General features: G+C 43.9%; 18 protein-coding genes and 2 rRNA genes (1 of these 20 running past the window's edge). 7 read left to right on the top strand and 13 right to left on the bottom strand.

The genetic code is table 11. The features are described 5' to 3' along the window. Positions 1-588 (top strand): 5' nucleotidase, NT5C type, encoded by a 588-nt coding sequence (locus tag QM454_RS06545; protein WP_432363062.1) that lies wholly within the window; start codon positions 1-3, stop codon positions 586-588. Between the two features lie 64 nt (positions 589-652). On the opposite strand, the gene QM454_RS06540 is transcribed toward QM454_RS06545, so the two are convergent. Next, complete coding sequence (locus tag QM454_RS06540) at positions 653-952, bottom strand: RNA polymerase alpha subunit C-terminal domain-containing protein (RefSeq protein ID WP_432363060.1); 300 nt, start codon at positions 950-952, stop codon at positions 653-655. 152 nt (positions 953-1104) lie between these two features. Between QM454_RS06540 and QM454_RS06535 the strand changes: the two genes are divergently transcribed. Then, complete coding sequence (locus tag QM454_RS06535) at positions 1105-3240, top strand: DNA topoisomerase 3 (protein WP_432363057.1); 2136 nt, start codon at positions 1105-1107, stop codon at positions 3238-3240. 48 nt (positions 3241-3288) lie between these two features. On the opposite strand, the gene QM454_RS06530 is transcribed toward QM454_RS06535, so the two are convergent. From QM454_RS06530 to QM454_RS06510, 5 genes are all read right to left on the bottom strand, one after another. Then, positions 3289-4332, bottom strand: coding sequence for an ABC transporter ATP-binding protein (locus tag QM454_RS06530; RefSeq protein ID WP_432363055.1), 1044 nt, complete (start codon positions 4330-4332; stop codon positions 3289-3291). After that, entirely contained in the window at positions 4325-5353 is a 1029-nt protein-coding gene (locus QM454_RS06525) for an ABC transporter ATP-binding protein (protein WP_432363052.1), read from the bottom strand. The genes QM454_RS06530 and QM454_RS06525 overlap by 8 nt, the downstream gene beginning before the upstream one ends. Before the next feature lie 14 nt (positions 5354-5367). Then, positions 5368-6291: an ABC transporter permease gene (locus QM454_RS06520; RefSeq protein WP_432363049.1), complete on the bottom strand. Its 924-nt coding sequence runs from the start codon at positions 6289-6291 to the stop codon at positions 5368-5370. Then, entirely contained in the window at positions 6291-7226 is a 936-nt protein-coding gene (locus tag QM454_RS06515) for an ABC transporter permease (RefSeq protein ID WP_432363047.1), read from the bottom strand. Before QM454_RS06515 ends, QM454_RS06520 begins: the two co-directional genes overlap by 1 nt. A gap of 106 nt (positions 7227-7332) precedes the next feature. Next, positions 7333-9033: a peptide ABC transporter substrate-binding protein gene (locus QM454_RS06510; RefSeq protein WP_432363045.1), complete on the bottom strand. Its 1701-nt coding sequence runs from the start codon at positions 9031-9033 to the stop codon at positions 7333-7335. A 259-nt stretch (positions 9034-9292) separates the two neighbouring features. Here QM454_RS06510 and QM454_RS06505 point away from each other — a divergent pair, with 259 nt between their 5' ends. From QM454_RS06505 to QM454_RS06490, 4 genes are all read left to right on the top strand, one after another. Beyond that, entirely contained in the window at positions 9293-10345 is a 1053-nt protein-coding gene (locus tag QM454_RS06505; RefSeq protein WP_432363041.1) for a Fe(3+) ABC transporter substrate-binding protein, read from the top strand. A gap of 66 nt (positions 10346-10411) precedes the next feature. Further along, positions 10412-12043 carry an ABC transporter permease gene (locus QM454_RS06500; protein ID WP_432363038.1) on the top strand — a complete coding sequence of 544 codons (1632 nt, stop codon included), beginning with the start codon at positions 10412-10414 and terminating at the stop codon, positions 12041-12043. A gap of 1 nt (position 12044) precedes the next feature. Next, on the top strand, positions 12045-12785 hold the full coding sequence (locus QM454_RS06495; RefSeq protein WP_432363035.1) for an ABC transporter ATP-binding protein: 741 nt from the start codon (positions 12045-12047) through the stop codon (positions 12783-12785). A 214-nt stretch (positions 12786-12999) separates the two neighbouring features. Further along, complete coding sequence (locus tag QM454_RS06490; RefSeq protein ID WP_432363032.1) at positions 13000-14571, top strand: glutathione ABC transporter substrate-binding protein; 1572 nt, start codon at positions 13000-13002, stop codon at positions 14569-14571. A gap of 80 nt (positions 14572-14651) precedes the next feature. Here QM454_RS06490 and QM454_RS06485 read toward each other — a convergent pair whose 3' ends face one another. The 5 genes from QM454_RS06485 to QM454_RS06465 form a co-directional block, all read right to left on the bottom strand. After that, positions 14652-16769: an MMPL family transporter gene (locus QM454_RS06485; RefSeq protein ID WP_432363029.1), complete on the bottom strand. Its 2118-nt coding sequence runs from the start codon at positions 16767-16769 to the stop codon at positions 14652-14654. Then, positions 16769-17167 (bottom strand): hypothetical protein, encoded by a 399-nt coding sequence (locus tag QM454_RS06480; protein ID WP_432363026.1) that lies wholly within the window; start codon positions 17165-17167, stop codon positions 16769-16771. Before QM454_RS06480 ends, QM454_RS06485 begins: the two co-directional genes overlap by 1 nt. Positions 17168-17241: 74 nt before the next feature. After that, positions 17242-18621: a sensor histidine kinase gene (locus tag QM454_RS06475; RefSeq protein WP_432363023.1), complete on the bottom strand. Its 1380-nt coding sequence runs from the start codon at positions 18619-18621 to the stop codon at positions 17242-17244. Continuing rightward, entirely contained in the window at positions 18618-19292 is a 675-nt protein-coding gene (locus QM454_RS06470) for a response regulator (RefSeq protein WP_432363020.1), read from the bottom strand. Before QM454_RS06470 ends, QM454_RS06475 begins: the two co-directional genes overlap by 4 nt. Before the next feature lie 2 nt (positions 19293-19294). Further along, complete coding sequence (locus QM454_RS06465) at positions 19295-20110, bottom strand: YihY/virulence factor BrkB family protein (RefSeq protein WP_432363017.1); 816 nt, start codon at positions 20108-20110, stop codon at positions 19295-19297. Between the two features lie 131 nt (positions 20111-20241). Between QM454_RS06465 and QM454_RS06460 the strand changes: the two genes are divergently transcribed. Beyond that, positions 20242-20556 (top strand): hypothetical protein, encoded by a 315-nt coding sequence (locus QM454_RS06460; RefSeq protein ID WP_432363014.1) that lies wholly within the window; start codon positions 20242-20244, stop codon positions 20554-20556. Positions 20557-20967: 411 nt separating this feature from the next. On the opposite strand, the gene rrf is transcribed toward QM454_RS06460, so the two are convergent. Both rrf and QM454_RS06450 read right to left on the bottom strand, forming a co-directional pair. Next, positions 20968-21083: ribosomal RNA gene (rrf, locus tag QM454_RS06455) — 5S ribosomal RNA — on the bottom strand. Between the two features lie 89 nt (positions 21084-21172). Beyond that, a 23S ribosomal RNA gene (locus tag QM454_RS06450) occupies positions 21173-23117 on the bottom strand; it runs 989 nt beyond the window's last position.

The following is a 23117-nucleotide window of genomic DNA, read 5'->3' as shown; positions in this document are numbered from 1 at the left end:
ATGAAATTTGGTTTTGATATCGATGATACGTTAATTAATTTACGAGAACACGCCTTTCATTTATACAATCAAAAATTGAATCAAAGTGTAGATATCGAACGTTTTCACGCTTTGGACAAAGTTGAAATCCACGAGCTTTTTGGCATGACAGCCGAAGAAGGCGGCAAGATGTGGAATAGTTCTTTAGAAGAAATTTATTATACAGCTTGCCCTTCTTATCCTCATGCAGTTGAAACGTTGCAACAACTGGAGAATGATGGACATGAAATCTATTATATTACCGCAAGGCCAAATGAACATGGCGAGCGTACAATGGAATGGATGATTGAACAAGGTTTTCCCGTCCACAAAGATCGATTTTTTTACGGCATGAATGATGAGGACAAGGTCCACATTATAAAAGAGTTGGAGCTCGACTATTATTTCGATGACAAGCCTGCCGTTCTTGAAACATTAAGTGATTGCGAACTAAACGTATTTGCAAAAACCCAATCTTATAATCAGCATTTGGCTATTCCACGTATCGCGAACTGGTCGGACCTTTTCGATCTACTACTTAAAGAAAAGATGAAAAACAACTCTTTATAATACTCATTAAAAGAGCCAATTTAATAGTTCTTTTTTCGCAAAATCCGACTGAGCATTAACACACTCAGTCGGATTTTTTAAATGATAACCCATTTTTCTTCAAAGCATCTCGGAGCTTGGGTACAGAAGCTGGTCCCATACCGTGAAATTCTAAAATCTCTTTTTCACTAAATATCGATAACTGTTGCAAAGAAGTAATTCCGTTGTTTTCCAATGCTCGTTTTGCAGGTGCTGATAGTGAGGATAGGAATCCACTGTCAGGTTTGCGTTCTTGCTCACAAATCGGACATGTCGGGCAGTCACTACTTTTATAGTAGTTATGTCCTTTGCTACAAATCCTTAGAGTCTTCTTTGAAGCTGTCATTACACTATCTCCTTTTTTCAAAAACAGTTTTTAATCTATGTTAACACCATACACGTACTTCCCTTTCCCTAGCAATCAGATAGAATTCACTCTGCATTTATGAGATAATAAAAGAACAAACGTTTCACTAGTAATAGAAAAGAGGTGCGCTAATGAAACCTGTCATCCTAGCCGAAAAACCTTCCCAAGCAAAAGCGTATGCAGACGCTTTTTCAGTACGAAAGCATGAAGGTTTCCTTGAAATCATCCCATGTCAAATTTTCCCGCAAGGTGCTTATATTACATGGGGTGTCGGTCATCTTGTCGAATTAAAAGAACCTCATGCTTACAACCCCGCTTGGAAACGATGGACGCTCGGCAGTCTGCCAATTCTCCCCGACCGATACGAGTTTCAAGTCGCGAAGGGAAAGTTTAAGCAGTTTCAAATTGTAAAGAAGCTCATTCGCGGGACGGATACGGTCATTAATGCGTGTGACGTTGACCGTGAAGGATCGAACATCTTCTATAGCATTTATTATCAAACGGGCGCCCGCAACCAGACGATCAAGCGGCTTTGGATCAATTCGCTTGAAGTGGATGAAGTTCGAAAAGGCTTTGCGAACTTGCGGGACAATCGGAAGGATCTGCAGTTGTACGAAGAAGCGAAAGCTCGTCAAATTAGTGATTGGCTTGTCGGCATGAACGGTTCCCGGTTATACACCCTCCTTTTGAAGGCGAAAGGCGTTCAGGAAGTGTTCCCGATTGGACGAGTACAATCCCCGACAGTTTATTTAATTTATCAACGTCAACGGGAAATCGAGACATTTGTATCCGAACCGTTTTTCGAAGTAGAAGCGACGTTCAAGGCAGAAAACGGGACTTATAAAGGTAAGGCAAAAGCGAAAGAACCGAAACGGGAAATTATCCAAACACTCCTTGCGAAACATCAAATTCAACCGAACTCGCCCGGCATTATCAGTTCCGTCACCCATACCGATAAACGGACGCCGCCACCGCAACTTCATTCTTTGTCGACGTTGCAGGCGACTGCGAATCGAAGGTGGAAGACAAGTCCTGCGAACGTGCTGAAGACGATGCAAAATCTCTATGAGAAGAAGCTCGTCACATATCCACGGACGGATGCTCGCCATATTACGCCGAACGAATTTGCGTACTTGAAAGACCAAGTCGGCGATTACCAACAACTAATTGGCCATCCCTTCCCTGTCGCTTCACTCGCCCCGAAGAAACGATATGTCGACAGTTCAAAGGTTCAGGAACACTACGCCATTATCCCGACGAAGAAAATACCGACACAAGCTGTACTTGGCCGGTTGTCGCCGCTTGAGCGCAATCTATATGAAGAAGTCGTTCGGACGACGCTAGCAATGTTCCATACGGATTATTTATATACTGAAACGAAAGTGACGACGGATGTGAATGGCTTGCACTTTTTCACAACTGGTAAAACGGAAAGGGATTTAGGGTGGAAGGCTTTATTCCAACGGTCAAAGGATGAAAAGGACGACCCTGCCTTGCCGCCACTCCGCATGCAAGAAATGGTCCAATCCGATATCTCTATTAAAGAAGGAAAAACACAGCCCCCGAAACCATATACCGAAGGCCAACTCATTGCGATGATGAAAACATGTGGAAAGCTTGTCGAGGATAAGGAAGAAACAGATATTTTGAAAGAAATCGAAGGACTCGGAACGGAAGCGACACGGAGTGGCATTATCGAAACGATTAAGAAGCACGGATACATTACTGTGTCGAAAAACATCGTTTCAATTACGGCTAAAGGACGGGTACTTTGCCAAGCGATTGAGGGAAATCTTCTTGCAAGCCCGTCAATGACTGCAAAGTGGGAAGCGTATTTGCGGAAAATCGGAAACGGCGAAGGAACTGGAGAACATTTTCTCAATAATATCGCAAAGTTCATTGCGAAGCTGTTGGAAGAAGTCCCACAGCAATTGGAAGCAAAGCCGATTGATGCATCGAAAGTTCAGCCACGGCAATCGAAATCGCGCGGTTCGTATCAAGCCGTGGAGGTTGCGCCATGCCCTACTTGTAAAAATGGAATGATCGTTGCCCGCAAAGAATTTTACGGATGCAGTAATTATAAAAATGGCTGTAAGCAAACGTTCCCGGGGATATTCTTAAAGAAAAAACTGACACCTGCCCAAGTAAAACTCCTTTGCACAAAAGGGAAAACGAATATGATCAAAGGATTTACAGCCAATAACGGCAATAAGTTCGATGCAAAGCTGGAGCTGAAAGACAGGAAATTGCAATTGGATTTCAAATAACAACATCCACTTGAGCCCTCGGGACCCAAGTGGATTTTCTTACGTATTTTATGAAATGCTCTTTTCAAACACCCTGCTTCCAACCGTGAAATCAGGTCTTTCAAAATTCGCTCCATATTCATCACTATACATATGACACGCTACCCAATGATCAGTCTTATACTCTTTAAATTCCGGAATTACTTTCGCACATACATCCTTGGCAAATGGACATCTTGTCCTGAACCGACAACCGCTAGGGGGATTCATCGGGCTCGGTATATCTCCCTTGATTGTCATTTTTTCACGAGATCTCTCCACTTCCGGATCCGAAATCGGAATCGAACTTAATAACGCTTGCGTATAAGGATGCATCGGATTATCGTACAACTCATCACTCGAGGCAATTTCAGCCATGCCACCTAAGTACATTACACCTACACGATCACTAATGTGCTTAACCATGGATAAATCATGTGCGATAAACAAATAAGTGAGCCCACGCTCGACCTGCAGCTTTTTCAACAAGTTGACAACTTGCGCCTGTATAGACACATCCAATGCTGAAATCGGTTCATCCGCTACAATGAATTGAGGGTTCACGGCAAGTGCTCTTGCAATCCCGATTCGTTGCCGTTGCCCACCGCTGAATTCATGTGGATATCTATTCCCGTGATCGCTATTCAGCCCAACCGTTTCAAGCAGCTCATTCACCCGCTCGATCCGTCCCATTTTGCCTTTCACTAACCCATGGATATCCAGCCCTTCCGCTATAATGTCTTTAACCGTCATTCTGGGATTTAATGAAGCGTAAGGATCTTGAAAGATCATTTGCATATTTCGATTGAATTCTTTCATTTCTTTTTTGGATTTCTTGGCATGTACGTTTTCATTTAAAAAGCGTACTTCTCCGCCAGTCGCTTCATACAGTCCCATGATTGTTCTGCCGGCAGTTGATTTACCACAACCGGACTCACCAACTAACCCAAATGTTTCCCCTTCGTAAATGTCAAAGGTGATTCCATCCACCGCTTTTAGAATTGTATTTCGCCCCACCGGAAAATACTTTTGCAAATTCTTAATTTCCAACAGCTTCTTCTGACGTTTATCCATGGACCTTTCTCCCTCCAACGACTGCAGTTATCGGGATGTCCACTTTAGGAGCACGTTCATCTAACAACCAACAGGCCGTCTGCTGCGTGTCCGACAAACTCGTGTATTCAGGCATATGCCCTTTACATACTTTCATCGCATATGGACATCTTGCCACGAAAGGACAGCCTTTCGGAGGATTTGCCAAATTCGGTGGGGATCCGGGAATCGCCAGTAACTCTTCTTTCTTACTATTCAATTTCGGCATAGATCCCAACAGTCCCCATGTATACGGATGCTTAGGGTTGTAAAAGATTTCATCAACATTGCCTGTTTCGACAATCTTCCCGCCGTACATCACCGCGACCCTGCTCGCTACACTCGCCACTACCCCCAAGTCATGTGTGATTAAAATGATGGCGGTTCCTATTTTTTCTTGCAACTCACGCATAAGCTCTAAAATTTGTGCTTGAATGGTCACGTCCAGTGCTGTAGTCGGTTCATCCGCAATTAATACATTCGGATTGCATGCCAAAGCAATTGCAATCATCGCACGTTGCCGCATGCCTCCAGAATATTGGTGAGGGTATTGCGTAATACGGATTTCAGGGTTCGGTATCCCGACAAGTCTTAATAATTCTACCCCCCGCATACGTGCTTCTTTCTTCGACATCTTTTGATGTTTGATCAAACTTTCAGAGATTTGATTTCCAATCGTCATAGTCGGGTTAAGGGAGGTCATCGGATCTTGGAAAATCATACTTATTTTTTTACCGCGTATTTCCTGCATTTGCGTTTCTGACTTCTTCATCAGGTCTTCACCATTAAATAAAATCGAACCGCCGACAAATTTACCTGGGGGCATGGATACAATCCGCATAATGGAAAGCCCCGTCACACTCTTTCCAGAGCCCGACTCGCCTACAATTGCCAATGTTTCGCCTTCGTTCAATCTGAAGGAAACCCCACGAACGGCTTGTACGTCTGCACCGTATGTTTCAAATGACACCGATAAATCATTTACCTCCAATATCTTTTTCACGTTCGTGCACCCCCTTATTTACTCTCTTTCGGATCTAACGCATCTCTTAGTCCATCGCCAACGACATTAAACGCAAGAATGGTTAAGCAAATGAAAAACGCTGGGAAAAAGATTTGGTAAGGATAGTATTGGAATGACGAAAGTGCGTCTGATGCCATCGTCCCCCAACTCGCACGGGGTGCAGGTACACCTAATCCTAAATAACTTAGAAAAGCTTCTGTGAAAATCGCTGTTGGAATCGTTAATGTCAATGTCACTAAAATCGGTCCAATTGTATTCGGAACTAAATGTCGGAATAGTAATCTGGAATTACTCGCGCCTAGGGACTTTGATGCCAATACGTACTCTTCTGACCTCAGCTGCATCACTTGTCCACGCACAATCCTGGCCATGTTAATCCATCCAGTGATTGTCATCGCTATGATCATTGTCCAGAGTCCCGGCGGCATCACAACCATAAGAAGTATGACAACTAATAGATACGGGACGCCATATAAGATATCAGCAATACGCATCATATATTCATCGAGTTTCCCGCCGTAAAATCCGGTAACAGCCCCCCAAATTACACCGATGACCAAATCAATCAGAGACGCCATTAAACCGATGAATAATGAAATCTTCGCTCCATACCAAGTTCGTGCAAAAACATCCCTGCCCAAGTTGTCTGTACCGAACCAATGCTCTGCGGATGGTGACTGATTTCCATTTATCAAATCGGTATCGTCGTAACTATGCCCGGAAATAGGTCCGCCAATAAATGCCATAATGGTTAGAATAATAATGACCCCAACGCCAAAAAGTGCTAGTTTATTCTTTTTGAAACGTCGCCAAGCATCTTTCCAATAAGATGTACTTTCACCGACGATTTGTTCAGCTGCCGCTTGGTCCACCAACAATGGTTCAAAATCAGAGTCTTTTATTTGTGCTTGTACCATTAAGCCTTTGCCCCCTTACTCGACAGTTTTATCCGCGGATCAACCAATCCATAAATAAAGTCGACGATCAAAATCGAAAAAAGTAAGAGGACACTATAGAAAACGGTCGTTCCCATAATTACTGTGTAATCCCGATTTGTAATACTGACCACAAATTCATTTCCTAATCCAGGAATCGCAAATATCTTCTCGATAATGAAGCTCCCGGTTAATATGCCGGCAACTAGAGGTCCCAAATAAGAAACTACCGGTAATATGGCATTTCTTAAAGCGTGTTTATAAATGACGACAGCTCCTGATAACCCTTTTGATTTTGCTGTTTTAATAAAATCGGCATTCATAACTTCCAGCATGCTTGAACGCATTAATCGTGCAATGAAAGCGAGCGGCGTTGTTGCTAGAGCGACTGCCGGTAAAATTGTATGTGCGAAAGAATCAAACCTAGCGATCGGCAGCATGGATAATTGGATGGAGAAGATATATTGTAAAATAGTCGCCAATACGAAACTTGGAACCGAAATTCCGAGTATCGCTATGACCATCACGGTATAATCCCCGGATTTATTATGATAAAACGCTGCAATTACGCCAAATAAGACCCCAAATGCCAGCGCCAGAAAAATTGCTTCAAGCCCCAATACTAACGAATACGGCAAGCTTCTTTTTATAATATCCGTGACTTGCTGTCCCTCATATTTAAATGATGGGCCAAAATCAAACGTCGCGGCATTGATCAAGTAATCGAAGTACTGTTTGTAGATTGGATCATTTAATCCGTAGGCTGCCTTCATTTGTTCTTCGATTGCAGGTGAAGTCTTGCGTTCGGATGTAAAAGGTCCACCAGGCGCTAGTTTCATTAACGCAAAAGTAATTGTTATAATAAAAAAAAGGGAAACAATAATATACCCAATCTTCTTCAGCAAATAGTTAACCAAATGATTACACCCCCGTAATCTATGAAGTCTATCTCTTTTAAGACACAAAAGGGGGTGAAAATGAATCGCCCCCTATGAATCCTATTCAAAGATCTACATTCAAAACTTATTCAGCGGCAATATAGCCCCACTTATATTGCACGACGCCAAGTGGTGATACTTCAACGTTTTTCACTTTTTCCTTGTTTGTCCATACGTTTGTATAGAAGTAGATAGGAGACAATGGAAGTTCTTCCATGAAAATTGCTTCGGCATCCCGTAAAATTTTCTCACGAGCAGCTTTGTCTAGTTCTGTTCTAGATTTTTTAAGTAATGCTTGGTACTCTGCACTTTCCCAGTTTGTATAGTTGTTTCCGCCAACTGTTTCAAAGATCTCCAGGAAGTTAATAGCATCGTTGAAGTCAGCTATCCAGCCCATACGACCAACTTGGAAGTTTCCTGCACCCATGGAGTCAAGGTACACGCCCCACTCTTCGTTATGGAGCTCAACACTTACTCCAAGAGTTTTCTTCCACATATCTTGAACTGCTTGAGCGATGGCAGCATGGGCTTCGCTTGTGTTGTAGGAAAGCTTAACTGTCGGCAACTCGCTCAGGCCAAGTTCTTCTAATCCTTTAGCCAATAATTTTTTTGCTTCCTCTGCATCATTATCCCCAAAATACCCTTTTGCGTTTTCCTCAAAAATCGATGGTGGCACTAGCGCCATTGCTGGCTGCTGCTCACCTTTTGTAATGTTTTCTACAATGCCTTTACGGTTGATCGCCATTGCAAATGCTTTCCGGATATTCACATTCGTAAACGGTTCTTCTTCAACGTTGAAAGCATAGTAGTATACACCTGCTAACGTTGAAATATTTAATTCGCCTTCAGATTTATAATGTGGAATTGCAGCAAGCGGGATAGAGTCTGTTGGTGAACCAAGCCAATCCAACTCGTCTTTGTCGTACATTTGTTTTGCAGTGTTTTCGTCCATGATCATGAACATATTGATTGTTTCCAATTTAACTGTGTCTGCATCCCAATATTCTGGGTTTTTCTTAAGAACGATTTTGTCTTTGTGTTTCCAAGAATCCAATAGGAACGGTCCGTTAGTCACATAGTTATCTGTTTTTTCCTGTGCCCAATCGTTCTTTCCGTCAACCACTTTAGCGTTAACAGGGAAGAATGTATGGAATGCTGTTAAATCCAAGAAATACGCAGTTGGCTGTTCCAACTCTACAACCAATGTATGATCGTCTTTAGCTGTAATTCCAACATCATCCAATGAGCCGCCTTTTTCCTTAGCAGCTTCTGCACCCTTGATCATATACATTTGATACGCGTAATCCGTGTCTACATTTGCAGGATCCAATACCCATTTCCAAGCATATTCAAAGTCACCCGCAACAACAGGATCACCGTTTGACCATTTTGCATCTTTACGAATCGTAAACGTGTATGTCAGTCCGTCATCCGACACCTTAAAGTCTTCCGCCATTGCTTTTTCTACTTCACCTTGTTGGTTCACACGCATTAACCCTTCAAAAACTTGGTTTAACACTGCCCCTGAAGTCGTATCCGTAGCGGAACCCGGATGCAATGAGGGCGGCTCCTCACGAATGTTTACATTCAATGTTTGGTCGACCGCCATTGCCATTTCGTCTTTTGCCGGCTCTTTTGCAGGCTCCTTTGCCGGCTCTTTTGTCGGCTCTTTTGCAGGATCTTTCGATTGATCTTCCCCTGCGTTCTTTCCACCTGAACACGCCGCTAATACCATGCTGAAACATACTACTAGCGCTAATAAAATTAACCATTTTCTCTTGCCCATTCTTTATCCCCCTTCAATACTTTTCAGGTATGCCAAAATTATTTATATACTTTATAGTCTATTATTCATTCGTTCCCTTTATTCTCATTCCATTTAAACCTGTCTCGTTAATTTTAATTGCACCCACCATCACAAATGGGTGTTTTTCTTAATTAATTTTCACACAAAATAAGTTGACATTCGTGTAATCTAACTTTATATTTATAATGAGATTGAGAATCGTTATCAATCAAAATACATCACTCGGGAGAGAAAATACATGAAGAAAAGTTTAATGCTCCTGCTAGCCTCTTTGCTACTCGTTCTTGCGGCATGTGGGAATAGTAACAAGCAAAACAACAATGCAACGGATAACGAAAAAAATGAAGTGAATTTGTATACGAGCAGACATTATGACGTCGATAATGAACTGTACAAAAAATTTGAAGACGAAACAGGCATTAAAGTAAACGTCATCAAAGGTGAAGCGGATGAGTTGATTGAGCGGATTAAACGTGAAGGAACAGCTACGAAAGCCGATCTTTTCTTAACAGCAGACGTTGGTAGATTGTACCGTGCTAAAGAACAAGGATTACTTCAATCGGTGTCAAGTGACATATTATCGAAACAAGTACCAGAGAAATTCCGTGATTCTGATAATATGTGGGTAGGTTTGACGAAACGTGCTCGTATATTCGTATATAATAAAGATAAAGTGAAGCCTGAAGAGTTATCAACATACGAGGCGCTCACAGAAGATGTATGGAAAGGACGGGTGCTTATCCGTTCATCCGAAAATGTGTATAACCAATCGCTATTAGCTTCTTTCATCGAAATTGACGGTGAAGAGAAAGCGAAAGAATGGGCACAAGGCATTGTTAACAATATGGCACGTAGTCCGGAAGGCGGGGACCGTGACCAAGCGAAGGCCATTGCTGCAGGCATTGGTGACGTTGCAATTATGAACACGTATTACTTAGGACAAATGCTAAACTCTCAAGATCCGGAAGAAGTTAAAGTAGCAGAGCAACTTGGCATTTTCTTCCCGAACCAAGAAACGACTGGCACGCACGTTAACATTAGCGGAGCTGGAGTCGTGAAAGGTTCAAAAAATGCGGACAACGCATTGAAACTTCTTGAGTTCCTTACAGATGAAGAAGCACAATTTACATTTGCGGAAGCAAACTACGAATATCCAGTAAACCCGGATGTTGAGCCGGCGGAACTTCTAAAATCTTGGGGAGAATTTAAAGAACAAGAAATTCCTCTCTCAGTTCTTGGAGAAAATAATACAAAAGTAATTATGATCTTTAATGAAGTAGGTTGGAAATAATAGCTTGCCCCCTGTCACTTTTGCGGCAGGGGGTTATTGTGGAAAAGGTAAAGGATGGGTTTGGTCATGAACAGGCGAATTGCAAACGTGAACGGTTGGTCGATTGGTGCGGTACTCATTATTATATTACTATTCGTGCCGAATTTATCGATTGTTACAGGTATTTTTACACCCGCAAGTGAAAATTGGGGGCATATTCGCGAATTCATGCTTCTAAACTATATTAAGTCTTCGCTTACACTCGTATTTTTCACAGCCATCTTCACAATCGCAATTGGCCTTAGCCTTGCTTGGCTCATTGCACAATACGACTTCCCACTGCGTAATTTCATGAAATGGTCACTTATCTTACCTTTGTCGATACCGCCATTCATTGGCGCATATACGTATCACGGTATCCTGAATTATACGGGCGTTATTCAGAAGACACTCAGAAATCATTTTGACGTGACGGTGAATCAAGACTATTTCAATATAATGAACGTCCCTGGTGCCATTTTCATTTATACGTTATTCCTATACCCATATGTTTATATGATTACTAGAATTTTCTTATCCAATCAAGCCGCTTCCCTCATTGAAAGCGCGCGGACACTTGGGAAAGGTCCTATGGAAATCTTCCTGAAAATTGTCGTTCCCATTTCACGTGTGTCAGTCGTTGGTGGGGTCAGCCTAGTCATATTAGAAGTGTTAAACGACTATGGCGTAGTTAAGTATTTCGGCATTCAAACGTTCAGTACTGCTATTTTTCAGACGTGGTTTGGCCTAGGGGACTTGGACTCGTCCATTAAGCTCGCAGCTTGCTTGATGGGCATTGTCATATTCATTCTCGTAATCGAGTGGGCACTCCGTGGCGGAAAGAAATACAGTTTCGCATCAACAAAAATTAGACCGCTACCTCTAGTGAAATTAACAGGAAAAAAGGCAGCGATGGCAACAGCGTATACACTCATCATTTTCACTGTTGCATTCCTTATTCCAGTTCTTCAGTTAATAGACTGGGTGATTCTCACATTTGGTAAAGTTCCAATGGAGGAAGTGTTAACGTACACGAAGAACTCGATTATTGTTGCAGGAACAGCCGCAATGCTAATCATCTTATTCTCCCTTATCATTGGAAATTTCAGCCGGATTACAAAGCATAAATTCGGAAAAGTATTACCGAAATTAACGATTCTTGGATACTCTATTCCCGGTGCGGTTATTGCGGTTGCTGTCGTTACGACGTTTATTGCTATCGACAAGTTTCTAGCACCTGTCTATCAGTTTTTAGGATTGGATTCTGCGCTCGTTTTAAGTGTCAGCTTATTTATGCTCATTAGCGCATACATCATACGGTTTTTCGCAATCGGGTACAATTCGATTGAGTCGGGATATACGAAAATTGGTACAGATTTTCGTGATGCCTCACGTATGCTAGGCTCAAGCAGTATGCGTACATTTTTTAAAATCGATATTCCGATGATGAAAGGTGCGATTTTAAGCGGGTTCATCCTCACTTTTGTCGATATTTTAAAAGAAATTCCGTTGACGCTCATTTTACGACCGTTCAACTACGATACACTCGCAACAAAGGCGTTCCAATATGCAAGTGACGAAAAAATAATGGAAGCGTCACAAGCTTCCTTGCTCATAGTCGGTGTAAGTGCAATTGCAATATTCGTTTTTAACAAACTGCTTGGAGAGGGGCCGGAATAATATGTTTATCGATATTCGCAATATGAGTTTCACCTATCCGAATTCGTCGGCTAATGCGGTCGATGCTTTCACACTTACGGTTAACAAAGGTGAGATCATCTCTATACTTGGACGAAGTGGAAGTGGGAAAAGTACAATCCTTCGATTGATTGCCGGGCTTGAAATGCCGAATGGTGGTTCATTTACATTAGGCGATCATGTAATGTTTGACGGCCATACATTTGTCCAACCCGAAAAGCGCGGGATTGGTATGGTATTTCAAGATTATGCGCTTTTCCCACATATGACTGTTGAAGATAACGTGTTATTCGGACTCCCTAAAATGAGCCGTAAAGATAAGCTGAAACGGGTAAATGAAGTATTGGAACTCGTCGAACTCGAAGATTATGAAAAACGCTATCCACATCAGTTAAGCGGTGGTCAACAACAACGTGTGGCTCTTGCACGTGCGATTGCACCGCAACCTAAACTCATTCTTTTGGATGAACCGTTTAGCAATCTCGACACCGATCTTCTTGTTAAAATACGAGAAGACCTTCGCCGAATTTTAAAGAAAGCAAACACAACCGCAATATTCGTTACACATAATCAAAACGATGCACACGTACTGGCTGATAGGATCGTGAAAATAAAAGATGGCGTCATTGACCAAGTCGGACGTCCTTGCGACTTGTTAGGCAGTTCAACGGATGCAGAAGGCAATATCGAGACTTTGCCTGAAAAAGAACTAATAACTGTATGAAGAATAACGAATAATTGCTGTGAAATAGGCTAGGACATAACTAGCTTCGACAAAAAACGTGAATCGTGCCATCGATTTCACGTTTTTTATTTTATTCTTTTGCGTAAATTATTTTGCGTAAATACTGTTTTATCTGATTACACGAACAAATTGTACTAATTTGTGTTAGTATTGTAATAGGTGTTCTAAAAAACCAAAAAGGGGGTAGATTTATATGAACACTAGACTAAAATCCATTTTTTCCCTAATGATAATTGTGTTACTGTTGTCAGCATGCGCTGGCGGAAATAAAACTGAGGGGAATCTGGCGGAAGATGGTGGAGAGCTAGTATTGGCAGTACTGTCTGATGCTGCTACACTTGATCCGCATACTGCAACAGATGTACCGACAGCAGCAGTTCTGTCGAACGTAGTAGAAGGTCTAGTTCAAAAAGATAAGGACGGTAATCTAGTTCCAAATCTAGCAAAATCTTGGGAAGCTATCGATGATACAACATGGGAATTTAAACTACAAGAAGGCATTAAATTCCATGATGGTGAGGATTTTAATGCTGAAGCTGTAAAGAAGAACTTTGAACGCATTCTAGATCCTGAAGTTGCAGCACCGCGTGCCTTCTTGTTTGAAGTCATTTCAAACATAGAGGTCATCGAAGAGTATACGCTACGGATGGAAACAGAATATCCATTTGCTCCGTTGATTGCACACTTGAACCACCCGGTAGGTGCCATGATTAGTCCGAAACTGATTGAGGCTGACTACGCAGGAATGAAAGACGGAAAACTTCCGGGAACTGTCGTTGCCGAAGGACCAATCGGGACTGGATTTTTCAAGTTCGATTCTTGGGTACCTGGAACGGAAATAGTTCTAACGAAAAATGAGAACTATTGGGGTACAGCTGCGTCTCTAGACAAAGTTACCTTTAAAGTTATACCTGAAAGTGGAACCCGAATTGCCGAATTGGAAACTGGGTATGCACATATTATTGAACCAGTACAACCGAATGAGGTAGCCGGCATTAATGAATCCGGCAAAGCTGAAGTAGATGTCACGAATGGTTTGTCGCTCTCATATATTGGATTTAATATGGATAAAGAGCCTTTTAATAATATAAAAGTGAGACAAGCTATTTCAATGCTCGTGAATAAGGAAGAGATACTAGAAGGAATTTACGATGGATTTGGCATCCCCGCTGTTGGCCCACTTGCGCCTGGCGTATATGGCTATAACGACTCCATGAAACCTCTTTCATACAATCCAGCGAAAGCGATTGAGCTTTTAGAAGAGGCCGGCTACGGAGATGGCTTTAGTACTACAATCTGGACGAATGACAACCCGCAACGAGTCGATATAGCTGTATTACTTCAACAAGAGCTCAAACAGGCAAATATCGATGTCGAAATTGAAGTAGTAGAATGGGGCGCTTATTTGGATAAGACAGCTAATGGGGAACATGATATGTTCATCCTAGGCCTGTCCAACCCTGTAGGTGATGCCGATTACTTCTTGAGGCAACTATTCCATTCAGCCAATAAAGGAGCTCCAGGAAACCGGACATTCTATGAAAATGCGGAAATGGATAAATTATTGGATGAAGCCCGTGAGGAAATTGACGAAGAAAAACGCCTAGCTTTATATGATAAAGTACAGGAAATGTTAATTGAAGAAGCACCGATGGTATATATTCATCACCAAGCTTATTTGACAGGCGTCAGCAATCAGATTGAAGGATACTGGATCAATGATTCAGGTCACTACAAGTTACAAAATATTAAATTCGTTGATTGACCAGTAGAAGTCATATCGACATAAAAAGGTACTTGCAGCATTTGCAAGTACCTTTTTCATCGCTATGGAGCGATCGGTAGTCATATCTTTTTCGGCCAAAAACTCCATTTGCCTAGCAGCACTAAAATTGCTGGAATTAGCAATGGTCGAACGATGAACGTGTCGATTAAAATGCCGAGTGCCATAATAAAACCGAATAGCTTTAACTCATAAATCGGCATCGTTGCAAGTACGAGGAATGTTGCAGCTAAGATTAATCCTGCAGAACTAATGACTCCCCCAGTACGCTCTACCCCTTTTCGCACCGCTTCGTCAAAAGGCATCTCTTTCATTTCTTCACGGATTCGTGCAATGAGCATAATGGAATAATCAACGCCCAATGCGACAAGGAAGACAAATGCATACAGCGGAATCCGGTAGCCAATCCCATCTAGATTCAAGAAGACTTCAAATAGGAAATACGCCAAGCCGATGGTAGCTGCAAACGACAGCAAGATGCTTCCAATCATGTAAATCGGCGCGATGATTGACCTCGTTTGGAAGCCTAACATGATTGTAATCAAAGCCGTCATTAAGATCACGACAGTCCACGTATCCCGGTCATTAATATCCCGTAAATCGGCGTTGATAGCCGTCTCGCCAGAAACGTACATCGTTGTATTTGATAAGTCAGCCTCTTTCAAAATCTTTTCACTATCTTCCCGCAGTTTCAAGACCGCATCGAACGCTTCCTCATCATATGGATTTCCTTCAAATATGACAGAGAACTTTGCCGCTTTCCCGTCTTCATTCAGTGGATTGCCTTGTGTTGTCACTTTGGCAATGGCGGGATCCTCTTCAATTTGATCAATAGCTGCCCGCAATCCTTCCATGCCCAATTCATTTTCAGAAACAAAGAGCAATGTTCCCGGTGCCAAGCTTCCTTTTGAAAAGTCCTCCCCTAATCGCTCATAACCGACCCTTGATGAAAGGTCTTCTGGAAAAGATGCGATTAAATCATATGACTCTTTTACATTCGTCATATTCCAAGCACCTAACGCCAGTAGTAACAATATTGGGGTCAAGAATTGCCATGGCTTTTTCGTAACAATAGCCGCCACCTTGCCCCAAATCGTTTTTTTCTCGACTGTAGCTTCGCCATATTTCGGAATGACAGGCCAAAATGCCTTTCTCCCAATTACCGCAAACAATGCCGGCAATAGCGTCAAGCCTGCAATGAGCATTGCGCCTGCTGCAATTGCGAAAACCGGTGCAAAATTACGGTACGGCTCATACAGAGCAAAAAACAATGTCGCAACGCCTAACACGATTGTGCTGCCACTGAAGAAAATAGGCTCTTTTACGTGGCGCATTGTTTCCCTCATCGCCAAATTAGCATCCTCATGCACTTTCAATTCCTCTCGATAACGAGAGAAGATGAGCAATGAATAATCCGTAACGACCGCAAATAAAAGAATCGTCATAATCGACAGCGCCTGGCTATCAACGCCAAACCAACCTTGCGCAGTTGTAAAGCCGACCACCCGATCAACAACTGCGTAAACAATACCTGCGCCTACTAAAGGAATTAACGTCAATAGAGGCGAACGGTAAATGACCAAGAGCAAAACCAAGATTAGACCGACCGTGGACAACAACAGGACGATATCCGCTTGACTGAATAGCTCAACTGCATCTGATGCAATTCCAGCCGGCCCCGTCCATGATAACTCAACTGTATGATCGACTTGATCATCCACATATTCCTTAATGGACTGGACTAACTTGTTCAGATCCTTTCCTTCGAGGTTCTGCGGTAACGTCAACGGAATGAAAAACGTCTTTTTATTTTCCGATAAAAATGGTGCGCGCTGCTCTGGCTGTAATTTGGATAAAGGAATGACATCCACTTCTTCAAACGCTTTATCCACTTTCAAAGATTCAATAGCTTGCGTGAAGCCTAGAATCTCTTCATCTGACAGCTCGCCGACCTTATGGAACACTGCAAATAGCGGGATGCCTCCGTTATTCGGAAAATACTTCTCCAATTCATGTGCAGCGACGATGGACGGAGCATCAGATGGCAAGCCCGAGTCTTTATTGGCAATGAGATTTTCCTTGCTGCCCGGTGCAAATGCAGAAAGCAAAATTGTGACCAGCAGCCAAATCGATATGAAGAACCACCATAGACGTCTACCTTTTAACTGTCCTTCCGCCACTATCGTCTACCTTCTTTCTCGATTAGGAATGTCAACAATACAAATAATACAAAGCTTATGAGCAGGACACTTCCTCCTACTATATAGAAGATGAGTGAGAACGTTTCATTCACACCGAATGGTTGCATAAACTGGAACCACATGCCTGCTGTTAAACCGATAGAACCGATAATTGCTGTCCAACTATGTGCAGTAATCAACTTCTTTGCACGGATTTTATAAATTTTGTAGAAGACGCCCCAAGCGAAAACCGATAACCAGCCGACAACTAAAATATGCGCGTGGATCGGTCTGAATGCATACGATCCTGCCCCTGCCATATGAGACCCTAAAAATGCTCCAATCAGCCCGAAAATCGCCGAAATACGGATAAGACGTATACTCCAATTCTCTTGCATGTTGTTATTCCTCCTATTTTGTAAGTGTTACCCCTATTTTAGAAGGCCAACATGAACGGAACATTAACAACAGATTACAACTTTGGAAGTGTGACAGTAAAAGTTGTACCAATCCCTTCCTCACTATCGATCTCAACATTGCCGCCGTGGAGCTTCACGACTTGATGCACGATGGAAAGCCCGAGTCCCGTTCCTTCAGTTTCTCGTGTCCTTGAATGATCGACACGGTAAAAACGGTCAAACAGCCTGCTTAAATGTTCTTCTGCAATTCCTGCGCCAGTGTCCCGGAAGATAATTTTCACTTCATCCGTTCGATCTGTCAGGCGAATGTCGATCTCGCCACCCATCTCCGTATATTTCAATGCATTGGAAAGTAGATTTTCCCATACTTTTTCAAGGAACGCAGCATTTCCTATCATCTCCACTTCGTCCAGTTCCATGACAAGTGACATTTGCTTCTCCTCAAGAAGCCATCTTTGTTTACGGATGATTTCTTTTATTTGCTCATCCAAACTGAATTTTGTTTGCTTTAAGGGAGACACTAATTGGTCAAGTGACGTCAGTAGCAATAATTGCTTTGTCAATGAAGAAAGTCGTTCCGTTTCAGACTGAATAACTTTCGCATAACTTTGTCTCTCCTGTTCTGGTAGTTCGCTGTTCATTAGCAAGTTGGCATATCCTTTAATATTGAGCAAAGGAGATTGGAAGTCGTGTGAAACGTCGCTAATGAACTCTTTGCGCACCCGGTCATTTTCGCTCAACTTCTCGGTCATCTGCTGAAAACTTTGCGCCAGCTGACCAATTTCATCACGCCGATTAATATGAAGGGATCCAGTAAACTTTTCGTCACCGACCTTTTTCGCCGCAACTGTCAACTTCGTGATTGGTTCAATCAATTTCTTCGCGACAATTAACATCGACAACAGACTCACGACCGCCATGACGACGACCATGCCGCCCAATAAGAAATGGACTTCCGTAAACAAGAATTTAATATCCGGCCTCATGAAAAGTGCATAGGATTGCCCATTATAGGTAAATGGAACGCCTACCGTGTTCGCGAGTTGGTCCGAGAAAAAACCGGTCATGAACGTCTCCGTCTTCAAGTCCCGCATACCATGGTACCGCTCACCATCCAGCACTTGATCCACCGATGCGATCCTCAAATTCTCCACACGGAATGGTGTCCCATACATAATTGCTTCCCGATCTTCATTAACTACGAATAATTTATAACCAGAGGCTGCCTGCATGCTAAAATAATGCGCCAAATCGGCAGGCTCTTCCGTCTCAATGTACTCGGCAATCGTACGTGCGATATTCATGTTTTTCGCGTCATTTTGACCTTTCAATTGGTGGTGATAATATGTATTCACTATAAGAAACGCTACGACAACACTCGTTAGCATAATACCTGTCGTAAAGGAGAGGAACTTTCCATAAAGGGATCTCATGTATTGGACACCTCAAGCTTATAACCAACTCCTCGGACTGTCGTTATGTAAATCTCCTCCGGTAGCCCTTCTAGCTTATCCCGAAGCCGTTTAATATGAACATTTAGCGTCTGTTCATCCCCTTCATAATCGAAGCCCCAAACGCGTTCAATTAGGAAATCTCGGTCAAATACTTGATTCGGCTTGGAGGCAAGAACGGACAGTAGTTCAAATTCCTTCAATGGCAACAGCAACACTTTTTTCCCGATTGACACTTCATAGCTTTGCCGGTTAATTGTAAGCGCCCCTGCCTGTATGAGCAGATCCATCGCTTTGTCATATCTGCGTAAAATGGCATTGATCCTAAAGAGAAGCTCCCTTGGCTCAAACGGTTTGACAACATAATCATCAGAGCCTGCCAAAAAGCCTTTCTCCTTATCTTCAAGCTCCCCTTTCGCAGTTAGCAATAAAACCGGGATTTCTGCTTCCGCGCGTATCTTTTGTGTTAATTCAAATCCATCCATCCCAGGCATCATGACATCGACAACAGCCAAGTCGGGATAATGCTCCTTTAGCTTCTCAAGCGCTTGGGCACCATTCGCCGCCTTGATCACTTCATATCCTGCTTTGGATAAATGGATATTCAAAAGCTCCAATATATTTGGATCATCATCCACCACAAGTATTTTCATATTTATCTTCCCTTTCCTTTTAAAAATGCCCGTAACTCTGCATTGAGTAACCCTGAAACCATAAAGATGACTGCAGTTAAATAAAACCATAGAACTAGCAGGATAATGCCTGATAACTGTCCGTAGATTCTTGTATAATCGACATTTGCCACATAACTTCCGAAGAAAAGTGAGAACAGTTGCCAGCCGATTGCAGAAAATAGCGCACCCGGCAACACTTCCTTCACTTTCATTCTACCTGTCGGAACAACTTTGTAAAACAATAGGAAGAATAGGAATAAAAACAACGTCCCAAGGCCCCACTTCACTTTCGGCCACACGGTTTGCCAACCACGCCAATCCTCGACCGTATCATAATAGGTCACTACTTCGTGCAACGCGCGTTCCACCAATGGGAGAAACAACGACAAGGAAAGAATTAGCATGAATAATAAAGTAACACCTAAGTCCCGAATTAACACTTTCCAAAATGGATACCGTCTTACGTATCCATACGCTAAATCCAACGAGCGTGCCAACGATTGCACCGCAACAGATGACAGCCAGAAAGCGACTGCCAAGCTTGTATACAACACTTTCCCCTGCACCTTAAAAATAATTGCCCGCACATTCTGCTCAATAATTACATACGCCTCATTCGGCGCAAACGGCTTAATGAACGCTAAAAACATCTCCTCATCTACAGGCAAATAACTGAGCAAGGAGAATAGGAAAATGAGAAAAGGAAACATTGATAGCAGTAAATAATACGCAGTCTGCGCCGCCTGATCGAAAAAGCGCTCCTTGAAAAACCTATTCGCCACATTGATTAAAATCACCTTCTCCCACCTCCTCCCTTCAATATACCCTATTCTTCCAGAAGAAATTGAATACGTATAAATTATTTAACAGGTTTTATGTCTGGACTGGATGTGAAGAGGGGTATTTTTGGGATGCCAGGTGGCTTGCTTTGGACGGGGGAGGGATCGGTTTGGGCGCGGAGAGGCTTGCTTTGGACGCGGAACGCATCACTTTGGGCGCGGAGAGGCTTGCTTTGGACGCGGAACGCATCACTTTGGGCGCGGAACAGCTTGCTTTGGGCGCGGGACGCATCACTTTGGGCGCGGAGAGGCTCGCTTTGGACGCGGAATGCATCACTTTGGGCGCGGAGAGGCTCGCTTTGGACGCAGAACGCATCACTTTGGGCGCGGAGAGGCTCGCTTTGGGCGCGGGACGCATCACTTTGGGCGCGGAGAGGCTTGCTTTGGACGCGGGCTCATTTTAGTTTGTCAAAGGCATTGGGCGCGAAAGTTGTAGCATTTTGGATATTAATATCCTTCCGCGCAATAAGACAGCATAACCGCGGTTTCTCTACATTATTTTCACATTCCAACTCGCGCTAAATGCCTTTAACACTTTAAGCATTAATAGAAATAATAATTTTAAACACAAAAAAACCACCCCCCACAGGGGATGGCCTTGGCCCGGCGACGTCCTACTCTCACAGGGGGAAGCCTATTCCCTGCGTAATTTACACCGTTGGCGTAAATTACGCAAAGCGGCTGCGCCGCCTTACTACCATCGCCGCTGAAGAGCTTAACTTCTATCGGAAAAGAAAAACCCATTACTTTTCAAAGATATAAATCCTCCGGATTTTTAAACACAAAAAAACCACTCCCCAAAGGGAATGGCCTTGGCCCGGCGACGTCCTACTCTCACAGGGGGAAGCCCCCTACTACCATCGGCGCTGAAGAGCTTAACTTCCGTGTTCGGTATGGGAACGGGTGTGACCTCTTCGCCATCGTCACCAGACTATGTATGAACGAAATTTGTTCGTTCAAAACCGGATAAAACCAACATTGTTGCTGAACTCCAAGTTCAACCGTACTTAATTAACTTATAAGGTTAAGTCCTCGATCGATTAGTATCCGTCAGCTGCACGTGTCGCCACGCTTCCACCCCGGACCTATCCACCTCATCTTCTTTGAGGGATCTTACTTACAAATGTAATGGGAAATCTCATCTTGAGGGGGGCTTCATGCTTAGATGCTTTCAGCATTTATCCCGTCCATACATAGCTACCCAGCGATGCCTTTGGCAAGACAACTGGTACACCAGCGGTATGTCCATCCCGGTCCTCTCGTACTAAGGACAGCTCCTCTCAAATTTCCTGCGCCCGCGACGGATAGGGACCGAACTGTCTCACGACGTTCTGAACCCAGCTCGCGTACCGCTTTAATGGGCGAACAGCCCAACCCTTGGGACCGACTACAGCCCCAGGATGCGATGAGCCGACATCGAGGTGCCAAACCTCCCCGTCGATGTGGACTCTTGGGGGAGATAAGCCTGTTATCCCCGGGGTAGCTTTTATCCGTTGAGCGATGGCCCTTCCATGCGGAACCACCGGATCACTAAGCCCGTCTTTCGACCCTGCTCGACTTGTAGGTCTCGCAGTCAAGCTCCCTTATGCCTTTGCACTCTACGAATGATGTCCAACCATTCTGAGGGAACCTTTGGGCGCCTCCGTTACACTTTAGGAGGCGACCGCCCCAGTCAAACTGCCCACCTGACACTGTCTCCTGCCCGGATCACGGGCAAGGGTTAGAAGTCCAATACAGCCAGGGTAGTATCCCACCATTGCCTCCTCCGAAGCTGGCGCTCCGGATTCCAAGGCTCCTACCTATCCTGTACAGGCTGCACCGGAATTCAATATCAGGCTACAGTAAAGCTCCACGGGGTCTTTCCGTCCTGTCGCGGGTAATGCGCATCTTCACGCATATTATAATTTCACCGAGTCTCTCGTTGAGACAGTGCCCAGATCGTTACGCCTTTCGTGCGGGTCGGAACTTACCCGACAAGGAATTTCGCTACCTTAGGACCGTTATAGTTACGGCCGCCGTTTACTGGGGCTTCAATTCGAAGCTTCGCTTGCGCTGACCTCTCCTCTTAACCTTCCAGCACCGGGCAGGCGTCAGCCCCTATACGTCACCTTACGGTTTTGCAGAGACCTGTGTTTTTGCTAAACAGTCGCCTGGGCCTATTCACTGCGGCTCTCTCGGGCTTTAACACCCTACCAGAGCACCCCTTCTCCCGAAGTTACGGGGTCATTTTGCCGAGTTCCTTAACGAGAGTTCTCTCGATCACCTTAGGATTCTCTCCTCGCCTACCTGTGTCGGTTTGCGGTACGGGCACCTCCCGCCTCGCTAGAGGCTTTTCTTGGCAGTGTGAAATCAGGGACTCCGGGGATAATTCCCCTCGCCATCACAGCTCAATGTTATAGAAACGGGATTTGCCTCGTTTCACACCTCACTGCTTGGACGCGCATAACCAACAGCGCGCTCACCCTATCCTTCTGCGTCCCCCCATTGCTGATAACGGCGGGGAGGTGGTACAGGAATATCAACCTGTTGTCCATCGTCTACGCCTTTCGGCCTCGACTTAGGTCCCGACTAACCCTGAGCGGACGAGCCTTCCTCAGGAAACCTTAGGCATTCGGTGGAAGGGATTCTCACCCTTCTTTCGCTACTCATACCGGCATTCTCACTTCCAAGCGCTCCACCAGTCCTTACGGTCTAGCTTCGACGCCCTTGGAACGCTCTCCTACCACTGACACCATAGGTGTCAATCCGCAGTTTCGGTGATCTGTTTAGCCCCGGTACATTTTCGGCGCAGCGCCACTCGACCAGTGAGCTATTACGCACTCTTTAAATGGTGGCTGCTTCTAAGCCAACATCCTGGTTGTCTGGGCAGCGCCACATCCTTTTCCACTTAACAGATACTTGGGGACCTTAACTGGCGGTCTGGGCTGTTTCCCTCTCGACTACGGATCTTATCACCCGCAGTCTG

This window comes from Sporosarcina sp. UB5, assembly GCF_050859005.1.
GTDB lineage: Bacteria > Bacillota > Bacilli > Bacillales_A > Planococcaceae > Sporosarcina.
This window is presented reverse-complemented; position numbering and strand designations above follow the sequence as displayed.

Coding starts and splice junctions, on each gene's coding strand:
- QM454_RS06545 (WP_432363062.1), top strand. CDS start 1: ATGAAATTTGGTTTTGATATCGATGATACGTTAATTAATTTACGAGAA.
- QM454_RS06540 (WP_432363060.1), bottom strand. CDS start 952: ATGACAGCTTCAAAGAAGACTCTAAGGATTTGTAGCAAAGGACATAAC.
- QM454_RS06535 (WP_432363057.1), top strand. CDS start 1,105: ATGAAACCTGTCATCCTAGCCGAAAAACCTTCCCAAGCAAAAGCGTAT.
- QM454_RS06530 (WP_432363055.1), bottom strand. CDS start 4,332: ATGGATAAACGTCAGAAGAAGCTGTTGGAAATTAAGAATTTGCAAAAG.
- QM454_RS06520 (WP_432363049.1), bottom strand. CDS start 6,291: ATGGTACAAGCACAAATAAAAGACTCTGATTTTGAACCATTGTTGGTG.
- QM454_RS06510 (WP_432363045.1), bottom strand. CDS start 9,033: ATGGGCAAGAGAAAATGGTTAATTTTATTAGCGCTAGTAGTATGTTTC.
- QM454_RS06505 (WP_432363041.1), top strand. CDS start 9,293: ATGAAGAAAAGTTTAATGCTCCTGCTAGCCTCTTTGCTACTCGTTCTT.
- QM454_RS06500 (WP_432363038.1), top strand. CDS start 10,412: ATGAACAGGCGAATTGCAAACGTGAACGGTTGGTCGATTGGTGCGGTA.
- QM454_RS06495 (WP_432363035.1), top strand. CDS start 12,045: ATGTTTATCGATATTCGCAATATGAGTTTCACCTATCCGAATTCGTCG.
- QM454_RS06490 (WP_432363032.1), top strand. CDS start 13,000: ATGAACACTAGACTAAAATCCATTTTTTCCCTAATGATAATTGTGTTA.
- QM454_RS06480 (WP_432363026.1), bottom strand. CDS start 17,167: ATGCAAGAGAATTGGAGTATACGTCTTATCCGTATTTCGGCGATTTTC.
- QM454_RS06475 (WP_432363023.1), bottom strand. CDS start 18,621: ATGAGATCCCTTTATGGAAAGTTCCTCTCCTTTACGACAGGTATTATG.
- QM454_RS06470 (WP_432363020.1), bottom strand. CDS start 19,292: ATGAAAATACTTGTGGTGGATGATGATCCAAATATATTGGAGCTTTTG.